Raw genomic sequence first — 19,280 nt, 5'->3', positions numbered from 1 at the left:
CTAGTGGTATGACTACTTCATCACTTCCCGCTAACCCTTTTGCTCCCGACGCCCAGAGGGGCAAGATTGCCGTTGTCACAGGGGCTTCTTCTGGTATTGGCCGTGCCACCGCTGAGCTGATGGCAGCCACCGGCTGGACTGTCTACGCCGTGGCCCGACGAGCCGACCGCCTGCAGGAGCTGGCTGAACGCACCGGGGTGCGCCCGGTCGTCCTTGATATTACGGACGCCGACGCCGTAGCCGCCCGGGCCCAAGAGATTCTTGACGAAACCGGCGGCCGCCTCGACACCCTGGTCAATATCTCCGGCGGGGCCCTCGGGGCAGACTCAGTAGGCACCGGAAAGACCTCCGACTGGGAGGGGATGTACCGGGTCAACGTCCTGGGCACCCTGCACATGACCCAGGCCTTCCTACCAGCCCTGCGAGCCAGCGGGGCCGGGACTGTCCTCAACCTCACCTCCACTGCCGCCGAAGCTGGCTACGAGGGAGGGGCGGGCTACAACGCCGCCAAGTTTGGCCAGCGGGCCCTGACCGAAACCCTACGCCTCGAAGAGGCAGAACACAACGTGCGTGTGATCGAGGTGCGCCCCGGCATGGTCAAAACTGACGAATTTGCCCTCAACCGTCTCGGATCAGCAGAGGCAGCAGCCAAGGTCTACGCCGGGGTTGAAAAGCCCCTCCTGGCTGAGGATGTTGCCCAGACCATCACCTTCGCGGTAAACGTACCCCACCACATCAATCTGGACCATATCACCATGCGTCCGGTCGCCCAGGCGGCCCAGTATAAGGTGATTCGTCGTCTGCCCAACGGTTAGGCCGGGGGAGGGGCTGACGGGGCGGGGTCTTGACCCTATATTGAAAGTAGGCTTACAATATGGGGAAGGAAGCCCACAACGGTACACCAACCATCGAAGGAGATGATGACCGTGAAGCGCAACCACCCCACCAAGACCCCGCACCCCACCACCAGCTGGTCAGCACCCCTGCTCATCCTGGCCACCCTGCCCCTCCTCGTAGCCTGCTCCGGCTCAGCGTCAACAGACACCCAGGCAGGCAACCTCGCCACCAGCTCAACCACGAGCCCAGCTAGCCCAACCCCCTCGTCGGGCCCCACACCGTCCGCCCAGACCCAGCAAGCCGAAGTTACCGACGCCTGCCAAGACACCTGCCAGGTTTACGACACCCTGGACACCACCCACCCCACCCTCGGGCCAGTTCACGTCCGAACCTACGGCAAACCCATCACCTCAGCCTCCGACCCCACTCGGGTGCACCCAGCCTACGCCGTCTACCAGGGCGAGAACCTCATCAGCTACTACGAAACCACCGGTGCAACCTACAGCTTCATAAGCGCCGCTCCCACCCAGGGCACCATGATGTGGAACCTCCACGAGGGCCACAACCAGGACGCCTACGGCAACCTCTACTTCGCCACTGATAGAACCATCGTGGTACTGGCCCCCACCCACGACGGTTATGATCAGGCTAGAACCCTGCCTCAGGGGAACAAGCCCAAACCAGCTTTCGAGATCATCCCCTTCTACGACGAAAATAACCTGCCCCAGGCCGGTCTTACCATCAATGACCAAGGCCATGCCCACATCTCCCTCGGCTCCACAGACGGCACCACCTACCGATACGTAGCCGTCACAGGCCCCCTCACCGAAGACCAGAACTTCACCTACTTTTCCTGTGATCACCCAGAACCCCTCTGTGGCTTCACCATCACCCCATAGGACAACCCGGAGATGACACAGGGGCCGGGTCCGGCAAGCAAGCGCTCACCGGGCCCGGCCCCAGAGTTCCCTGGAACTACCGGAAACAGCCGGTAGAGGCAGGTTTAGAGGGCAACAGCAACAGCCTCAAAAGTCTCAGCAGGTTCAACATAGGCCTGCTGGGACTCAATGAGTTGCAGTTCACGCTGGCCTGAAGCCAGGGTGTTCTTCAGCAGCTCATAGACACTGGCAGTGGTCAGTTCCAGGGCTTCCTTCAGGCTCTTGCCCGAGGCGAAGTGGGCGGCAAAGAGGGCCTGGGTAACGTCGCCCGACCCGTTGGCCTTCATGGGGAGGCGCGGAGTGGTAACCAGCCAGGCTTCATCGCCAGAAACTGCCAGCATCTGAATCGAATCCTCCGGGGTTTCGGGAGTGTTCACGCTGGTGACCAGCACGGTCTGGGGGCCAATCTGCTGGGCCTTGGCAACGGACTCGAGGACGTCCTCAATGGTCTGGGGGTTGGTGCCGGTGACGAAACCCAACTCAAACTGGTTAGGGGTGATGATGTCAGCGTGCTGAATGACGCGGTCACGAATCAGCTCCTGCACCTCGGGGGAGACGAAGCAGCCGCTGGTGGCATTACCCAGGACGGGGTCGCAGGAGTACAGGACGTTCGGGTTGGCTGCGCGGGCCTTGGCGACGGCGTCGAGGATAGCGTCTCCAATGGAGGAACCGCCCTGGTAGCCTGAGATCACAAGCCCGGTGTCCTTCAGCCCGCCCCGCTCTTCGATACCGGTGACAATCTCACGGACGTCATCGCCGGAAATCAGGGGACCCCGCCAGGCTCCATACCCGGTGTGGTTCGAGAAGAGGACGGTGTTGACGGGCATGACCTCGTGGCCAAGGCGCTGCAGTGGGAAGACGGCCGCTGAATTGCCGACGTGGCCGTAGGCGACGGCGGACTGAATAGAAAGAATACGCATAGTGACCATTGTGGCATGGGTGTAAGGAGGGGGAGGGCACTTCACTCCCAAATCCTGAAAAACTCTGTGTATCCCCCGCATCCCAGCCAGCAGCTGAAATGTGCATTATTGTTACAGGCTATCTGTGCTTGTCAGGGGACCTGCCTTGTGCAATCAAACCAAGATTGGCGCGTCCTTAGATAATTTCCGCAAGAACACCCAAAAATTTTTGTAGAGTTTTCACATTCTATTGGTGTTACACCTCACACGTGTTTTCGAACCTAGGGGGAATCATGTCTACACAGCATGAAACTCAAAGCGAACTCAAGAAATCGATGGGCCCAGCAGCGGTGCTGGCCCTGGGTGTCGGCGCTATGGTCGGCTTCGGCTGGGTTATTCTAGCCGGCGACTGGATTCTCAGCGCAGGCTCCGTTGGGGCGATGCTCGCCTTCGCTGTCGGTGGGGCAATGATGGCCCTGATGGCCCTCATTTACTCTGAACTGGTGGCAGCGATGCCCCAGGCCGGTGGCGAGCACAACTACATTATCCGAGCCCTCGGCCCCCGCTGGTCCCTGATCGGCTCATGGGCTATCGCCGGTGGCTACGCAACGGTCGTTGCATTTGAGGCGGTTGCCCTGCCTCGAGCTCTCGGCTACGTAATCGACCTCAACCACATCAAGCTCTATACGGTTGCAGAATCAGACGTCTACCTGATCTGGGCCCTGGTCGGCTCTGTTTCAGCCATCATCATCACCATCATCAACATCCTGGGCGCAAAAATTGCAGGTAGCGTCCAGATTTTTGTGGTGGCCTTCCTCTTCGCCATCGGCGCCCTGCAGCTCTTCGGATCCTTTACCGGTGGTGAAATTGCCAAAATGGACCCGCTCTTTACCGGCGGCACAGCTGGTTTCTTCGCGGTATTGATTATCGTGCCCTTCATGTTTGTTGGGTTCGACGTCATCCCTCAAACTGCTGAAGAGGCCAAGATGGCCCCTCGCTCAATCGGCAAGATTTCAGTCATCTCTGTTCTGATTGCTGCCCTCTGGTACATCCTCATCGTTCTGACCGTCTCAGTCGCCCTGGACGATTCAGCCCTGAAAGCTGCAGAACTTCCCGCAGCTGACGCTATCGGCGTCCTCTTTGGCAACGACTTCATGGCTAAGCTGATGATTGCAGCAGGTATCGCAGGCATTATTACCTCCTGGAACTCCCTGCAGATGGGGGCCTCCCGCCTGCTCTTCTCCCTGGCCCGCTGCGGTATGTTGCCCAAGTGGCTGGGCGTTGTCCACCCCAAGTACGGCACCCCCATTAATGCCCTGCTGGTGCTTGGTTTCTTTGCGACCCTGGCCCCCTTCTTTGGCCGGGCAGCCCTGGGCTGGGTTGTTGATGCTGGTTCGCCCATGATCGTTATCGCCTACCTGCTGGTCATGGTCTCCTTCGTTGTTCTGCGCAAGAAGGATCCTGCTATGCCCAGGCCCCTGCGGGTTGGCGGCTCAGGTAACGGCGGTGTTGTGATTGGCTACCTGGCGATTCTGGTAGCTGTCTTCCTCGTATCTCTGTACATCCCGGGTATGCCTGCAGGTAGCAATATCGTGTGGCAGTCCTGGGCTATCTTTGGGCTCTGGTGGATCGTTGGCCTGATCTTTATGTTCCGCATTCCCTCAGGTATTGAGCCTGGGCCTGATGCTGAAGAACAGGTCACCGAATACATGAGAAAGGCTGGCAAGCTCTAAATCGAGCCTTGTTGCCTCAGGTTAACCACAAGGACGCCTGCCCCAACCGGTCTGTTGGGGCAGGCGTCCTTGGTTATAGGGGTTGGCTGGGTCTACTTCAAGTAGTTCTCGTCCAGAGCCAAGACAGTGAGGGTATGGGGTGTGAGGGCAAGCTTGTAGGTGAACATGAGGTTGATCAGCATGTGCCGGTCAATGAGCTTAACCGGGAAAGGCGCTCGCTGAGCTGTTTCGATAGCCCCTTGGTGGAAACTACTGGTTGTGATGTAGAAAGCCGCCTCAAACCTCTGCTGAGGGTAGGTCTCAACAGCACCTATAAATCGCTGAATATGGACCTGGGTAATCAGCCGGTCAGCCCGAAAGTGCTTAGCCTGGTAGGCCACGGCCCTGATGTTAAATGGGTCGGAGGAGACAATGCCGTCAATTCCGCCGTCGTTGGAGCCACCTGTGACTTTGGCCCGACCGTACCCAAGTTTTTCGAGGAGATCACCACAAAGAATCTCGAATTTCTCGGGAGTGATTTCATCGAGGAAGGTTTCTAGTTGGGTGATGGTTGCCTCGTGCAGCCGGTCTAATAGGGTCTGCTGAATACCTTGTACTGTTGAGGGTTGAGCTTCGGTAGCCTGTGGAAGCTGGCAGATAATTGTTTGCTCACTAGCCTTATTTGGCTGGGGTGATGGGCTGGGGGAGTTCTTGGTAGGCTGCTGGGGCTCCTTAGCCCAGGGGATATTGACGGGTACAGGCTTATGGGCAGGTGTGCCTTTTCCTGTCTGAGTTTTGTGTTTGGCTTGGTCAAGCTTGTGGGCTGTAACTAACCTGTCAATGGCTGACTGGTTGAGGGATTTCAGGGAATTATTCTGCACCCATGTGGTGAGCCTGGGTGTAGGTCGGAACCGGTTGTCCCCTGTTTCTTCAACCCAGTCCAAAGCCTGCAATTTATTGAGGGCAGTGTTGAAACCGTTGGCGAATTGTTCAGGGGTTTGGGTAGTAGTTTTGCCCACCTTGTTTTGTTTTGACCGGCCTAAATTTATGAGTTCTTCTCGGGTGTAAGATTTCTGGCTTGATTGGAGGCAACTGGCCAGAATTTTCAGGGCCCCTACCCAGTCAGGATTCTGTGTGCTCATTCTTTGACCGGCTTACTTGTTTGGTCGATTTCTGCCAGTGTCTGACCGCCAACGCCCCAGTCGGTGCGGGGTACTTCATTCAGGACAACCCACACTGAACGCTCGGCCGTCCCCATCACCCGGGCGTAGGTCTTGGTGAGCTCAGCAATGAGCTCCGACTTCTTGTCATCAGACTGAATGGACGCATACGAAACATTGATTAGGGGCATGGGGTTCTCCTCAGTAGTTTTTCACCCAAGTGCTGATACGTTGATTGTTGCTGGCAGCACATATCGAGGGTAGCTTCAGCTGCGCCAGGATCTAACCTCCGGTTGCACTCGAGGGATTATCCTGATGGGTGCACTCTGCTACGAAACGAGTTCAAAACAGGAGGAGTTAGCTCTTAACACACTGGCTATGCCACTAAATTTACTAGTTGCTCGCTAAAATATTTGTATTACACCCAAACCTTCAGATAAGTTGCAAAACCTTCATCTGAAGCGTTCACACTTGCACTGTAAAGAGATCACATGAAAAAACAACTCATCACGCTAGGATTTGTGGCTGCAATCGCTCTAACTGGTTGCGGAAACGGACAGTCAATTTCAAACTCAGCTGGTTCTGGAACGAGCGCTGAAAATGTGCAAAATAATGTTGAAAACTGGGTTGCACAAACCAAATCCGGTGCATCACTGACCATCTCAGCAGATATCGATGGGCCTGTTGACGCCACCTTCGCTCGTGCCCTAATCAAGGGTGGTGCTGACGATCTAAACTACCTGGCTGTCACTATTGATAACCGAGACGGCAAGGAGGCTTACCCGCTTCCCCGCGTAAACTTTACTGACCCGAATGGTAATAACGTTGAGTATCGATCGATTGGTGACTTCTTAAACCTGGAGTCAGAGAAACCTGAAGGGCTTTCTTCTGACGAGACCCGCTTCATCGAGAATGTAGCCAAACGATTCAATGAAGAAGAGTACACCGTTGCAAAGGGTGAGAAAATCACTCTGTATTTGGCTAGCAACAAGCCTTACTTCACTCAAATCGTCCAGGCCTACATTGGTGACATCAATCTGGAAGCCTCAACCCAGGGTGCTGATCTGTCTATTGCTGCTGAACCACTAGAAATCCCCGATTTTTCTGGCTCAAATAACGCCTCTGCTGATGGAAGCTCTGCCGAGCCTACGGGCAACACTCAGGTGAATGATGTAGCTGATAAAACAGTTTTTAGAGGCACAACGATGAAGGGTAATGACATCACCTTCATTATTCTTAGCCCTGCTCAGCAGCAGGAACTTCACAATGCAGGTGGCCTGGGCTCGTGGGGTCTGCTCTGCTCTGTAAAGGCATTGCCTGAGCAACTCAACGAAACTGGTGTTAACTCAACTGAAGCTGGAGGGGCTGTTCATACTTGGCGCTCACTCGCATACACTTCTTTGGAAGTTGGCTACTCACCTGAAACGCATGATTCAGTAGCTAATCGTATCTCCGCATTTGCCGATCAAGAAGCTTCTGGCTCTAACTGTGTAGGTGTAAACGCAGGGGATGCTAACGCAGCGACTAAGTCATACGGGACAGTAACTGTAGGCCAGTACTTTGGTACCTCTGCCCTCGATAATCCAGTGCAAGCTCGATAAGTGTAGATGGGGAGACAAAAAAATTGTAATTTCTGCCCATTCGCTCACACTTAGTGGACGCCGAGTTCCCTTATATGGGGGTCGAAGGTCGGGGTGGGCACTATATATAGTCTCACACTCGTGTAACTCGACAGTTACAGGTGGGTTAGCAGGCCTTTGTGGCACGCTAAACCGTTAGACACCAGTCGGTAACCGACATAAAATAGGTAACAGTTGCACAGACCCGGTTGATTACCGGTGAGCAATCCTGCTGGTAGTTATACCTGCACACCCCCGTAATTCGTTGCGACGAGGGGAGGGCGCGGAATAGATGTGGCTACTAGTAGGACGGGCTAGCCCGTAACAGCTTTAGAAGCGGTTAATCCCCGTTTTGACACACTACGCTAGCGATTTAGCTCCACTCACGCGGAGATAAATTGCTAGCGTAGTTGTTTTTTGGGCACCCCCTGCCCGGCTGGATTGGTAGGTTAGACAGTATTCTGAAATCCACTTAGAATAGAACAGAACTAGCGCTTTGACCCGGCAATCACCGGTGAGCGCCCCGGAAGAACAGATGAAAATCTCAGTAGAACCGGGCGGGTATGCCCGACATAGCTGTCATGAAGCGACCGGTGAAAGCCGGTAAGCAAGGTGGTACCGCGCAGGTTCCTTACCGTCAGTAGGACGGGGGAGGGCAGGCGTCCTTGCACCCCAAGTACTAGGCAAACAAGAACCTAAGGGCGCAACCATGACCAAGAAGCCTGTTTACCCCAAGGCAAGCGCAAGCGGAGCCAGCTTTGTGGCCGCTTCCCCCTCTTTCCCCGCACTCGAAGAAGCAGTGCTCGATTACTGGAAGAAGGACGACACCTTCCAGGCCTCCATCGATAACCGTGACGCCGGTGAAAACGGCGCCAACGAGTTCGTCTTCAACGACGGGCCTCCCTTCGCCAACGGCCTACCCCACTACGGCCACCTGCTGACCGGCTACGTCAAGGACCTGGTCGCCCGCTACCAGACCCAGCGCGGCCACAAGGTAGAGCGTCGCTTTGGCTGGGATACCCACGGCCTGCCCGCTGAGCTGGAAGCCATGAAGCAGCTGGGCATGACCGACAAGCAGCAGATCATCGAGATGGGCATCGACAACTTCAACGACGCTGCCCGCGCCTCGGTGCTCAAGTACACCAAGGAATGGGAAGAGTACGTTACCCGCCAGGCCCGCTGGGTGGACTTCGAGAACGACTACAAGACCCTGAACGTGGAGTACATGGAGTCCGTCATCTGGGCCTTCAAGCAGCTGCACGATAAGGGCCTGACCTACGAGGGCTTCCGCGTGCTGCCCTACTGCTGGAAGGACGAAACCCCTCTATCCAACCACGAGCTACGCATGGACGATGACGTCTACAAGGAGCGTCAGGACCCGTCCGTCACCGTGGCTTTCCGCATCACCGACGACGCCACCCTGGCTAAGCACCCCGAGGTAGCTGCCGAACTAGCCGGTGTTGAAGCCCTGGCCTGGACCACCACCCCCTGGACCCTGCCCACCAACCAGGCCCTGGCCGCTGGCCCTGAAATCAGCTACGTTGTTGTGCCCGGCGCCGGTGATCTAGAAGGACGCCGCTTCCTGCTGGCTGCCGACCTGCTGGGCGAGTACGCCAAGGACCTGGGATACGGGGAGGCTGAAAAGCCCGCGGACGCCGCCCGCGAGGCCGTCCTTGCCACCTACACCGGCACCCAGCTCGAAGGCGTGCGCTACGCACCCCTGTGGGACTACTTCACCGACGCAGAAAAGTTCGGCACCGAGAAGGCCTGGCAGATTCTGGTCGCCGACTACGTGACCACCACCGACGGTACCGGCCTGGTCCACCAGGCACCCGCCTACGGTGAGGACGACCAGAAGGTCTGTGAGGGTTACGGTATCCCCGTCATTCTGTCCATCGACGAGGGCGCCAAGTTCCTGGACCTCTTCGCCGACTCCTCCCTGGCCGAGGACGCCCCCCTGGCTGAGATTGCCGGCGTCCAGATTTTTGAGGCTAACCGCACCATCATCAACACCCTCAAGGCAGACGGTGTGCTGATCCGCGAGAAGTCCTACGTTCACTCCTACCCCCACTGCTGGCGCTGCCGCACCCCCCTGGTCTACCGCGCCATCACCTCCTGGTACGTGCGCGTGACCGACTTCAAGAGCCGTATGAGCGAGCTGAACGAGGACATCAACTGGATCCCCGAGAACGTCAAGCACGGCCAGTTCGGTAAGTGGGTTGAGAACGCCCGCGACTGGTCTATCTCCCGCAACCGCTTCTGGGGCTCTCCGATCCCGGTCTGGGTATCTGACGACCCCAACTACCCCCGCACCGACGTCTACGGCTCCCTGGCTGAGCTCGAAGCCGACTTCGGCCGCCTGCCCCTGAACAAGGACGGCGAAGTCGACCTGCACCGTCCCTACATCGACGAGCTGACCCGACCCAACCCGGACGACCCCACCGGCAAGTCCACCATGCGCCGTGTGGAAGACGTCCTGGACGTCTGGTTCGACTCCGGCTCCATGCCCTTCGCCCAGTTCCACTACCCCTTCGAAAACAAGGAGTGGTTCGAGGCCCACTACCCGGCAGACTTCATCGTGGAGTACATCGGTCAGACCCGCGGCTGGTTCTACACCATGCACATTCTGGCCACCGCCCTCTTCGACCGCACCGCCTTCGAGAACGTCATTGCCCACGGCATCGTGCTGGGCTCGGACGGCCAGAAGATGTCTAAGTCCCTGCGTAACTACCCGGACGTCTCCGAGGTTCTGGATCGCGACGGTTCGGACGCCATGCGCTGGTTCCTCATGTCATCACCGATCCTGCGCGGCGGCAACCTGATTGTGACCGAGCAGGGCATCCGCGAGGGCGTCCGCCAGGTCATGCTGCCCCTGTGGAACGTCTACCACTTCTTTGCCCTCTACACCAACGCCGCCAACGGCGGTGCAGGCTACGAGGCCAAGCTGGTTACCGAGGCTGAGCACGTCATGGACCGCTTCATCCTGGGCAAGACCCGTCAGCTGGTAGCCGAGGTCACCGAGGCCATGGACGCCTACGATGTGTCTGCCGCCTGCGAGGCTCTACGCACCTACACCGACGCCCTAACCAACTGGTATGTACGCCGCTCCCGCGAGCGCTTCTTCAACGAAGACACCGCGGCCTTCGACGTGCTCTACACCGCCCTGGTGACCTTCGTGAAGATGGCTGCCCCCCTGCTGCCCTTGACCACTGAAGAAATCTACCGTGGCCTGACCGGGGAACGTTCGGTTCACCTGACCGACCTGCCTTCACCGGAGGACTTCAAGGACGAGGCTGAGCTGCTGGCCCTCATGGAAACCACCCGCGCTGTTGCCTCTGCCGGTTCTGCCCTGCGTAAGGCTCATAAGCTGCGCGTCCGCCAGCCCCTGGCTGCCCTGACTGTGGCGGTTGCCGGTGGCAAGGACCTGGCCGGTACCTTCGAATCCATCATCGCTGATGAGCTCAACATCAAGGCGGTTGAGCTTCTGGACGCCTCCGAGGTGGCTCCTGCTGACTTCGGCATCTCCCAGCAGCTCAAGGTCAATGCCCGCGCCGCTGGCCCCCGCCTGGGCAAGCAGGTACAGGTTGCCATCAAGGCTTCTAAGAGCGGGGACTGGGCTGTCACCGAGGACGGCACCGTCGTAGTTGGTGCTGACAAGATGGCCCTGGAGCCCGGCGAGTACGAGCTGGAAACCGTCGTCGCTGAAGCTGAGGGCGCTGCCGAGCGTGCCGTGTCCGTCCTGCCCGGTGGCGGCTTCCTCGTCCTTGACACCACCCTCACCGAGGAACTCCTGGCCGAAGGTACCGCCCGCGACGCCATCCGCGCCATCCAGTCCGAGCGTAAGGAAGCTGACCTCAACGTCTCAGACCGCATCGAGCTGACCATCACCGCCCCCGCCGCTGACCTTGAGGCCCTCAAGAAGCACGAGAACCTGGTGGCCGCTGAGACCCTGGCCGTCTCTGTGACCTACCTCGAGGGCGCTGACTTCTCAGCCGCCGTGAAGAAGGCCTAAATGACCCAGGACAACATGGAGCTCGACCCCGTGTTTGCCGAGATTGCTGCCGAGGGCGTCCTCGCTGACGACGCCCTCGGCGTAGCCTCGGTCTACGCCGACCTACTGGCCCGCGCCCCCGAGCACAAGATGGCCCCCCGCCTCGACGCCATGGCCCGCGCCGTGGAGATCCTGGGCGAACCCAACAAGGCCGCCCCGGTCATTCATGTCACAGGCACCAACGGTAAAACCTCAACCGCCCGCATGATCGAGCGCCTGCTCATGGCCCACGACATTAGGGTAGGCCGCTACACCAGCCCCCATATTTCTAAGGTCACCGAGCGGATCTCGATTGACGGGGCACCCGTAGCGGACTCCACCTTTGTGCGTATCTGGGAGGAAATCCAGCCCTACCTGCAGATTGTGGACGCTGAACTTGAGGCAGCCGGTGCCCCCCGCATCACCTACTTTGAAGCCCTCACCATCCTGGCTTTCGCGATCTTCGCCGACGAGCCGGTGGACGTGATGGTACTCGAGGTGGGTATCGGCGGATCCTGGGACGCCACCAACGTCGCCGACGCTACCGTATCGGTGGTTACCCCCATCGGCCTGGACCACACCGACATGCTGGGGGAGACCCTCGCCGAAATTGCCGGTGAGAAGGCAGGGATTATTAAGGACGGCGGCTTCCTCATCTCCGCCGCCCAGGACCCGTCCGCCGCCCAGGTCCTGCTCGAAGCCGCCCGCGCCCACAACGCTGACTACCGCTTCGAGGGCCTGGAATTCAAGGTGCTCGAACGGACCGCTGGTGTAGGAGGGCAGCTCCTCACGATTCAGGGCCTAGCTGGCCACTACGAGGATCTAGCCTTACCCCTCTTCGGTGCCCACCAGGCCCAGAACGCTTCAGTTGCCCTAGCCGCTGTTGAAGCCTTCCTTGGAGGAGGCCAGAAAGAACTCAACCTAGACTTGGTCAAACAGGCCTTTGGTGAGGTGCGCTCGCCGGGACGTCTTGAGGTAGCCCGCACCGAGCCGCCTGTGGTGCTGGACGCAGCCCACAACCCCCACGGGGTCGCGGCTTCTGCCGAGGCCTTCAAGGAGTCCTTCAGTTTTGAAGAGCTGCACCTGGTGGTGGGTATCCTGGGTGAAAAGGACGCCGCGACCATGCTGAACCTGCTCTTCGACGAGTACGTTGACCGGGCTGACTGGCGCACGGTGCTGCACCTGACCAAGTCAGATTCCCCGCGGGCTATTGCCCCGGAAGAGTTAGCTGATCTGGCCCTTCAGGCAGGGTTCGAGGAGGATAACCTGGCTACCTACGAGAACGTTCCTGAGGCCCTGTCTGCGGCAGTGACGGCGGCAGCAGACGTGCCTAACCTCAACTCGGCGGTGCTTGTCACCGGTTCCATTACCGTCGTGGGTGAGGCCAGCACCCTGCTTGGATTGTAGAGGTAACTCCATGGCAAGAATGACTCGTGCCCAGCGCGAATGGCGCCCAGGCCAGCCGAAAAAGCCACGTTCCATCAAGGTCATGTTCACCTCCATGGTGCTGTCGCTTGAAGCCCTGGTTGCCTTCTTTGCAACCCTGGCTATTTTTGGTCACCACTTCAACGATCCGGCGGGGGTAAAGTACCTGATTTGGGGGCTGGGCCTGGCCCTGACCCTGGCTCTACTACTTACCCCGGCCTTCCTCAAGAAACCCTGGGGCTACCACCTGGGGTATGTCCTGCAGATCTGTCTCATTGCTGTGGGCTTTGAGCTGCCCTCCATGTTCTTCGTGGGTGGGGCCTTTGCCGTGGCCTACTGGTTTGGGGTGACGCGCGGGGCCCGCCTGGACGCGGAGAACGCCGTCCGCGCCAAGGAACAGGAGGAATGGGAAAGGGCTAACCCGCTCTAGACTTACCTCCCCCCCAGCCTCATCGTCCCTGCCCCGGTACCTGCTGGGGCAGGGATTTTCCTTTCCCTGGGGCGGACGTGGGGGAGCTGGCCCCCTGCACGAGCCCGGCCTCAGGTAGGATAGGAAGTGACCTACCTCAAATTTCCTAGGAGTGTATTGTGACTGAACGTTCCCTCATTCTGGTCAAGCCTGACGGTGTTGCCCGTAACCTGACCGGTGAAATCCTCGCCCGTTTTGAGCGTAAGGGCTACCGAATCGCAGAGCTGAAAATGCTGGTGCCCAGTGCCGAGCTGCTGGCCAACCACTACGCAGAACACGAGGGGAAGCCCTTCTACGAGCCCCTGGTGAGCTACATGGGTTCAGGCCCAGTCGTTGCCCTGGTCCTGGAAGGTAACGGCGTGATTGAGGGGGCCCGCACCCTCATGGGCGGCTCTAACCCGACCACTGCAGCCCCTGGCACTATTCGCGGCGACTTCGGCCGGGACTGGGGCGAGAGCGTTCAGAAGAACCTGGTGCATGGCTCAGATTCAGCTGAGTCAGCAGAACGTGAAATTGCCCTCTGGTTCGGCGCCTAAGTGCCCTAGAAAAAACTGAGGCCCTACCGGTTGCTACCGGTAGGGCCTCAGTTTTGGCTGGGGGTTAGGAGAACATTCCCATGATCACATCGAAGAAGCGGATGAAAATAATTCCAAACAGCAGGATGTAGATCAGGGCAATGCTGAACCAGGTCCAGTTGGGGGCTGCCTCCCTAATCGAGGTGGGGGCAGGAATGACCCCGGCCTGGATATTGCGCGTAGTGACCTTCACAAAAATGGCGGTCTGCATAATCCATACGAACATGCAGAAGAGGCAGAGGGCATTAATCTCGAAGGTGGTGTTGTACCAGAGCCAGACAACGAAGGCCATAGCCAGGGTGTGGCCCACCTGCATAGCTACCCAGTACCAGCGGGAAAAGCGGGCCCCGGCCATGAGAGCTGTGGCGATGGTCAGGACGATGGCGTACCCGGCTATGCCGATAAAGGGGTTGGGGAAGCCGAAAACTTCAGCCTGCCAGGTGCGCATGACGGTGCCGCAGTTGAGCAGGGCGTTGAGGTCGCAGACAGACTTGTGTCCTGCGTCCATATAAATTTGGAGTCGTTCGTAGACGAGCATTCCCGCTGACGCAAAGGCCAGCAGGCCGGGAAGTAGTGTAAAGAACCCGAGGGAGCGGTCCGCTTGGGCCTGGGGGTCAACGTCGGTTGTGCTTACTGGTGAAGACACGGTGAATCCTTATAACTGTATTGTCTCTTTCTGTCCATCCTACGGGGTTGCCCTGAGCCTTGATGGCTTGCGGGGCAGGGGCGGCTCAATTCTTGACTATTTTCACAGGTTACCCGACGGTTCTGGTCAGGTTGGGGTCGGTGCAGGTGGACGGGTGGGCGTGGGAGGACGGCAAATGGTCCAGGGTATGAGAGAATGAGTGTGGCAGTGTGCCGTCCGCACACGGTGGCACTGCCCAGGAGGCACCTCGATGGGCCAGGGAACCCCGAAACATACGATGTGGGGTTGAACTGGCTAAAGAACTTCAAGAGCGGCGCGTAAGCAGCTGCCTCGGGTTGTTGCCCCTGGCCCGGACCTTGGTATGGAGCACAGAAGCCTTGACCTGCCAAAACCTCGCCGAGCGTTGGCTTGAGGGCTGCCGGGTAGAGAGGATTTCGGTGGATTGACCCTGCCAGCATGTTCAGCAGGGTGGAGACCACCGACGAACGGATAAGTCCTTCGGTGCGGCGTTGGCACTGAAAAATCAAGGAGAAGCTAGCCCATGAGCAGCGAACAGAACGAAACCCCTGATCTGGTAGAAGATCAGCCCCAACAGGAGGCCCTTGAAGCCTCGGATTCTACCGAAACACCGGCCCCTGAAACTGTCGAAGAAGCGCCGAAGAAGACCCGCGCCCGTCGCCGCACTACCAAGAGTGCCCCTGCCCAGCAGGAGGCTGAAGCAGGTGCTGACTCAGCTACCCCCGAGGCCCAGGCTGCCCAGGCTGAGTCTGAGGACGAGAGCCCCCAGCAGCCAGTAGAGGAGGCTGCAGAAGACGGTGCTGAGGACGAGGCTGCGGTTCAGGATCAGGCTGAGGCCCAGCCTGAGACTGAGGGCCAGGACGACGCCGTCGAAGGGGAGTCTGAAGAAGGCGAGCAGGCAGAAGAAGAGCCTGCTGAGCCCCAGAAAACCCTCCGTGAAATCCAAGAAGAAGAACTGGCAAAAATTGCTGCAGCAGCAACCGCCAATAGCCTGCTCTTCTACTCACCCGACCTTGAAGCTATCACCGCCCAGCGCAAGGCCGAAATCCAGGCCCGCCGGGAGGCTGAAGAGGCTGAGCGGCGCGAGCGTCGTCTCGCTGACCTGGACCCCGAAATCACCTCCCACCGCCGTCGTCGTCGCCGCCGTGGGGACGCCGACCTCGAATTCGAAGGCGGTACTGAGGGTGATCCTGAGGACACCATTGTTAAGGTTCGCGCCCCCCGCCTGTCTGACTCTCACGGCACCAACCGGGTTACCGGCGTCCGTGGCTCTACCCGCCTGGAAGCCAAGCGAATCCGTCGCCGTGAAACCCGCGCTACCGGCCGTCGCCGCCAGATCATTACTGAAGCCGAGTTCCTGGCCCGCCGGGAGTCCGTCGACCGCCAGATGCTGGTCCGTCAGAAGGACGACCGCATCCAGATTGGCGTGCTCGAAGACGGCGTACTGGCCGAGCACTTTGTCTCTAAGACCCAGCAGGACTCCCTCATCGGCAACGTCTACCTGGGCAAGGTTCAGAACGTGCTGCCCTCCATGGAAGCTGCCTTCGTTGATATCGGCCGCGGCCGCAACGCCGTGCTCTACGCCGGTGAAGTGAACTGGGACGTCACCGGCCTAGACGGCGCCCCCCGCAAGATTGAAAACGCCCTCAAGGCAGGCGACTCGGTGCTGGTGCAGGTCACCAAGGACCCCGTCGGCCACAAGGGCGCCCGTCTGACCAGCCAGGTCTCCCTGCCCGGTCGCTACCTGGTCTACGTACCCGGTGGCTCCATGACTGGCATCTCCCGCAAGCTGCCCGACGTTGAGCGCATGCGCCTGAAGAAGATCCTCAAGGACAAGCTCCCCGAGGACGCAGGCGTCATCGTCCGTACCGCCGCTGAAGGCGCCAGCGAAGAAGAGCTGAGCAACGACATTAACCGCCTGCGCGTGCAGTGGGAAGAAATCAAGGCCAAGAGCGAATCCCGCAAGGTCCTGGCCCCCGAACTGCTCTACCAGGAACCTGATCTCACGATCAAGACCGTACGCGATGTCTTCAATGAAGACTTCACCTCCATGATGGTGCAGGGTGCCGACGCCTGGGATTCCATTGAAGCCTACGTCACCTACGTCGCCCCCGACCTGCTGGACCGCCTCAAGAAGTGGGAAGAGGACGACGACCTCTTTGATCACTACCGCATTGAAGAGCAGCTGGCCAAGGCCCTGGACCGCAAGGTCTACCTGCCCTCCGGCGGTTCCCTGGTCATTGACCGTACCGAAGCCATGACCGTGGTGGACGTCAACACCGGCAAATTCACCGGCTCCGGCGGCAACCTGGAAGAAACCGTCACCAAGAACAACCTCGAAGCTGCCGAAGAGATTGTGCGCCAGCTGCGCCTGCGCGACATTGGCGGTATCGTCGTCATTGACTTCATTGATATGGTGCTTGAATCCAACCGTGAACTGGTTCTGCGCCGCCTGGTCGAGTGCTTGGGTCGCGACCGCACTAAGCACCAGGTTGCTGAAGTGACCTCCCTGGGCCTGGTGCAGATGACCCGCAAGCGCATGGGCACCGGCCTGCTTGAAGTCTTCTCAGAACCCTGCGAAGCTTGCGCCGGACGCGGCATCCTCGTGCACGACCAGCCCCTCAAGGGCCGCTCTGGTGGCGCGTCAGATTTCATCCACCGCGTGGAACGCGATGACCGGAAACGCTATCGCAACCAGAAGGCCAACCACCGCCACGACCTTCCCCTGGACGTGGACGAAGAAAACGAGCAGAAGACTGAATCCCGTCGGGCTGCCCTGGCCAATCTTGTGGCTGCCAGCACCCAGCAGGAGGACGACGCCCCAGAAGGCGAGTCCAAGTCTGCCCGCAAGCGCAAGCGCCGCAAGCGCAACCGCCGGGCCGAGGCCGGGCTGGACCTTGAAACCGGCCAGCCCCTGGACGCTCCCCAGAGCGACCAGGTGCTGACCATCGGCGATGAAATCATCGAGTTGCCTGCGGCAGTCGAAGCCGACCAGGACGAGGACAGCATGGGGGAGCAGGGCTCCTTCACCCTCGAATCCCTAGCTGCCGTCTTTGACGCCGAATCCTCCCGTTCTGAGGACGAGGACAACCAAGAGGAGACAACCCAGGCCCGTACCCGTACCCGCGGGCGCACCCGGGGTGGTAAGCGTCGTGACACCATCTCCGTCAACGATTTCTCAGCCAACTCTGACGCCTCCTTGGACGTAGACCCCGAGGTGGATTCTCGTTTCACCCAGAACTCCTCCCGCCTGGACGCCATCCGCGCCGGCGAAGCCCGGGCCCGCGCCTCCCAGAAGGCAGGACGGGAATACGACCGGGATGGGGAAGCGAACAACGGTGCAGAACGGTCTAACCGTTCAGATCGTCGCTCTACTCGGGGTGACCGGGACTTTGCGGACGCTCCCAAGCGTCGTGAACGCAAGTCGCGTCGAGCAACCAGTAACGACGTCACCTACGTTGCGCCGATCTCCGTTGAGGCGGACCCCACCGTGACCGGTGTAGCGACCCCCGGCAAGAAGGCACCCGCCCAGCCTGAGGCAGCACCGGTTGCAGCTCCCGAGACGGGATACCTAGAAGCTCCCCGCAAGAAGCGCCGCTCCCGTCGGGCGGTCAGCTCCGGGGCCGGTTCAACCGAGGTTCGCACCGAAGAGGTCACGGCAGCTAGTGGTAGCTCTGTTGTAGCCAGCGTCGAGCAGGTAACCAAGCCCAACCTGGCCAGCTCAGACGCACCCGTCATGCTGGGTGTCGGTGTCTCCGCTGCAGATATTAAGCGTGAGGGCCACTCAGCCTAGGCCCTAGGCTAGATGCAACCAGGTGGGGGCGCCAGCACACAGGCTGGCGCCCCCACCTGGGCTTTACCCCGGCCAGACCAGGTCAGGGGAGTGAGGGGTTAAGCACACAGCCTCCTGTTGCTTGCCCGACCGGGCTCCACAGCGTAATATTGTGAGCTGGTGTTGTTTCCACAAGCAAGCGTTAGCGTGGACTCAACTCGGCAGGTCACCACCGGTGGCGAGGCCAAACCACTTCACAGAGCGAAAACCTGAAGCCGCACAACCTCCGTGTTGAGCAGTGCCGGGCCACCACCTTGCGGTGAACCCGGCTCCAAGATTTCAGTCAAACACCCTGTGAACCCTTAAAAATGACGTCAAGATAGAATTGAGTTCCCAAGTGGCATACGCAATTGTTCGCGCTGGCGGCCGCCAGGAAAAGGTCTCTGTTGGAGACCTGGTTACCCTTGACCGCGTCGCTGGCGAGCCCGGCAGCACCATCGAGCTGCCCGTGCTGATGCTGGTTGACGGCGACAAGGTCACCGTTGATGCAAAGTCCCTGGCTTCAGCCAAGGTCACCGCAGAAAAGATCGAAGACCTCCGCGGTCCCAAGATCGTAATTCAGAAGTACAAGAACAAGACCGGCTACAAGAAGCGTCAGGGCTTCCGCGCCGAACTGACCACCGTCAAGATCACCGCGATCAACGCTTAAGACAAGCGTCGACTGGTTACCATAAAACATTCTTTTACCTAAGGTAGGCATCAATGGCACATAAGAAGGGCGCAAGCTCCACCCGTAACGGCCGTGACTCAAACCCCCAGTACCTCGGTGTTAAGCGCTACGGCGGCGAGACTGTTAACGCAGGTGAAATCCTCGTTCGTCAGCGTGGCACCCACTTCCACCCCGGCAATAACGTAGGCCGTGGTGGCGACGACACCCTGTTCGCTCTGGCAGCAGGTAAGGTCGAATTCGGTACCCGCAAGGGCCGCAAGGTTGTCAACATCCTTGCAGCAGCTGAGTAAGGTTTAGACCTCACGCAGAAGAGGGCGATCACGGGAAGAACCCGAGGTCGCCCTTTTCCTTTTCTTCCGCCGTCCTGCCCTAGGCAGGGTACAGGGGTGGCAGATTGTGCTAAACCTACCAGCGTTCTCGTTGGCCGGTCGAGCAGAATCTGGGGAGAGG

15 protein-coding genes are annotated in these 19,280 nt (G+C 59.3%); 11 read left to right on the top strand and 4 right to left on the bottom strand.

The window, feature by feature from the left end:
* Positions 1 to 8: 8 nt before the first annotated feature.
* Both L7A15_RS00790 and L7A15_RS00785 read left to right on the top strand, forming a co-directional pair.
* The gene (locus L7A15_RS00790) at positions 9 to 815 is read left to right on the top strand and encodes an SDR family oxidoreductase (protein ID WP_237201342.1); all 807 of its coding nucleotides are present in this window, start codon (positions 9 to 11) and stop codon (positions 813 to 815) included.
* Positions 816 to 926: 111 nt separating this feature from the next.
* Positions 927 to 1,736, top strand: a complete 810-nt coding sequence (locus L7A15_RS00785) for a hypothetical protein (RefSeq protein WP_237207885.1) — start codon at positions 927 to 929, stop codon at positions 1,734 to 1,736.
* 104 nt (positions 1,737 to 1,840) lie between these two features.
* Here the strand turns inward: L7A15_RS00785 and pdxY are convergent, their stop codons facing one another.
* Positions 1,841 to 2,695, bottom strand: a complete 855-nt coding sequence (pdxY, locus tag L7A15_RS00780; protein ID WP_237207884.1) for a pyridoxal kinase PdxY — start codon at positions 2,693 to 2,695, stop codon at positions 1,841 to 1,843.
* A 272-nt stretch (positions 2,696 to 2,967) separates the two neighbouring features.
* On the opposite strand from pdxY, the gene L7A15_RS00775 reads away from it, so the two are divergent.
* The gene (locus tag L7A15_RS00775) at positions 2,968 to 4,407 is read left to right on the top strand and encodes an APC family permease (RefSeq protein ID WP_237212249.1); all 1,440 of its coding nucleotides are present in this window, start codon (positions 2,968 to 2,970) and stop codon (positions 4,405 to 4,407) included.
* A 92-nt stretch (positions 4,408 to 4,499) separates the two neighbouring features.
* Here L7A15_RS00775 and L7A15_RS00770 read toward each other — a convergent pair whose 3' ends face one another.
* Both L7A15_RS00770 and L7A15_RS00765 read right to left on the bottom strand, forming a co-directional pair.
* Positions 4,500 to 5,405, bottom strand: a complete 906-nt coding sequence (locus L7A15_RS00770) for a restriction endonuclease (protein ID WP_237212248.1) — start codon at positions 5,403 to 5,405, stop codon at positions 4,500 to 4,502.
* A gap of 119 nt (positions 5,406 to 5,524) precedes the next feature.
* Positions 5,525 to 5,737, bottom strand: a complete 213-nt coding sequence (locus L7A15_RS00765; protein WP_237212247.1) for a tautomerase family protein — start codon at positions 5,735 to 5,737, stop codon at positions 5,525 to 5,527.
* Between the two features lie 300 nt (positions 5,738 to 6,037).
* Between L7A15_RS00765 and L7A15_RS00760 the strand changes: the two genes are divergently transcribed.
* The 5 genes from L7A15_RS00760 to ndk all read left to right on the top strand — a co-directional run bounded on the left by L7A15_RS00760 (position 6,038) and on the right by ndk (position 13,625).
* Positions 6,038 to 7,147 carry a hypothetical protein gene (locus L7A15_RS00760; RefSeq protein WP_237212246.1) on the top strand — a complete coding sequence of 370 codons (1,110 nt, stop codon included), beginning with the start codon at positions 6,038 to 6,040 and terminating at the stop codon, positions 7,145 to 7,147.
* Positions 7,148 to 7,874: 727 nt separating this feature from the next.
* Positions 7,875 to 11,177, top strand: a complete 3,303-nt coding sequence (ileS, locus tag L7A15_RS00755; protein ID WP_237212245.1) for an isoleucine--tRNA ligase — start codon at positions 7,875 to 7,877, stop codon at positions 11,175 to 11,177.
* Positions 11,178 to 12,602: a bifunctional folylpolyglutamate synthase/dihydrofolate synthase gene (locus tag L7A15_RS00750; protein WP_237201334.1), complete on the top strand. Its 1,425-nt coding sequence runs from the start codon at positions 11,178 to 11,180 to the stop codon at positions 12,600 to 12,602.
* 10 nt (positions 12,603 to 12,612) lie between these two features.
* Positions 12,613 to 13,050, top strand: a complete 438-nt coding sequence (locus tag L7A15_RS00745; RefSeq protein ID WP_237201333.1) for a DUF4233 domain-containing protein — start codon at positions 12,613 to 12,615, stop codon at positions 13,048 to 13,050.
* A 158-nt stretch (positions 13,051 to 13,208) separates the two neighbouring features.
* The gene (gene ndk, locus L7A15_RS00740) at positions 13,209 to 13,625 is read left to right on the top strand and encodes a nucleoside-diphosphate kinase (protein WP_237187879.1); all 417 of its coding nucleotides are present in this window, start codon (positions 13,209 to 13,211) and stop codon (positions 13,623 to 13,625) included.
* A gap of 64 nt (positions 13,626 to 13,689) precedes the next feature.
* Here the strand turns inward: ndk and L7A15_RS00735 are convergent, their stop codons facing one another.
* Positions 13,690 to 14,310, bottom strand: a complete 621-nt coding sequence (locus tag L7A15_RS00735) for a vitamin K epoxide reductase family protein (RefSeq protein WP_237187880.1) — start codon at positions 14,308 to 14,310, stop codon at positions 13,690 to 13,692.
* A gap of 541 nt (positions 14,311 to 14,851) precedes the next feature.
* Here L7A15_RS00735 and L7A15_RS00730 point away from each other — a divergent pair.
* The 3 genes from L7A15_RS00730 (at position 14,852) to rpmA (ending at position 19,120) form a co-directional block, all read left to right on the top strand.
* Complete coding sequence (locus tag L7A15_RS00730; RefSeq protein ID WP_237207882.1) at positions 14,852 to 18,121, top strand: Rne/Rng family ribonuclease; 3,270 nt, start codon at positions 14,852 to 14,854, stop codon at positions 18,119 to 18,121.
* A 376-nt stretch (positions 18,122 to 18,497) separates the two neighbouring features.
* The gene (rplU, locus tag L7A15_RS00725) at positions 18,498 to 18,809 is read left to right on the top strand and encodes a 50S ribosomal protein L21 (protein WP_135013897.1); all 312 of its coding nucleotides are present in this window, start codon (positions 18,498 to 18,500) and stop codon (positions 18,807 to 18,809) included.
* A gap of 53 nt (positions 18,810 to 18,862) precedes the next feature.
* A complete protein-coding gene (gene rpmA / locus L7A15_RS00720; protein WP_135013898.1) occupies positions 18,863 to 19,120 on the top strand; it encodes a 50S ribosomal protein L27 in 258 nt (85 codons plus the stop codon).
* Positions 19,121 to 19,280: the final 160 nt, after the last annotated feature.

This window comes from Rothia nasimurium (assembly GCF_928391935.1).
Lineage (GTDB): Bacteria > Actinomycetota > Actinomycetes > Actinomycetales > Micrococcaceae > Rothia > Rothia nasimurium_D.
Note: the sequence above shows the minus strand (reverse complement) of the source record. Positions and strands in the feature narration are given on the sequence as shown.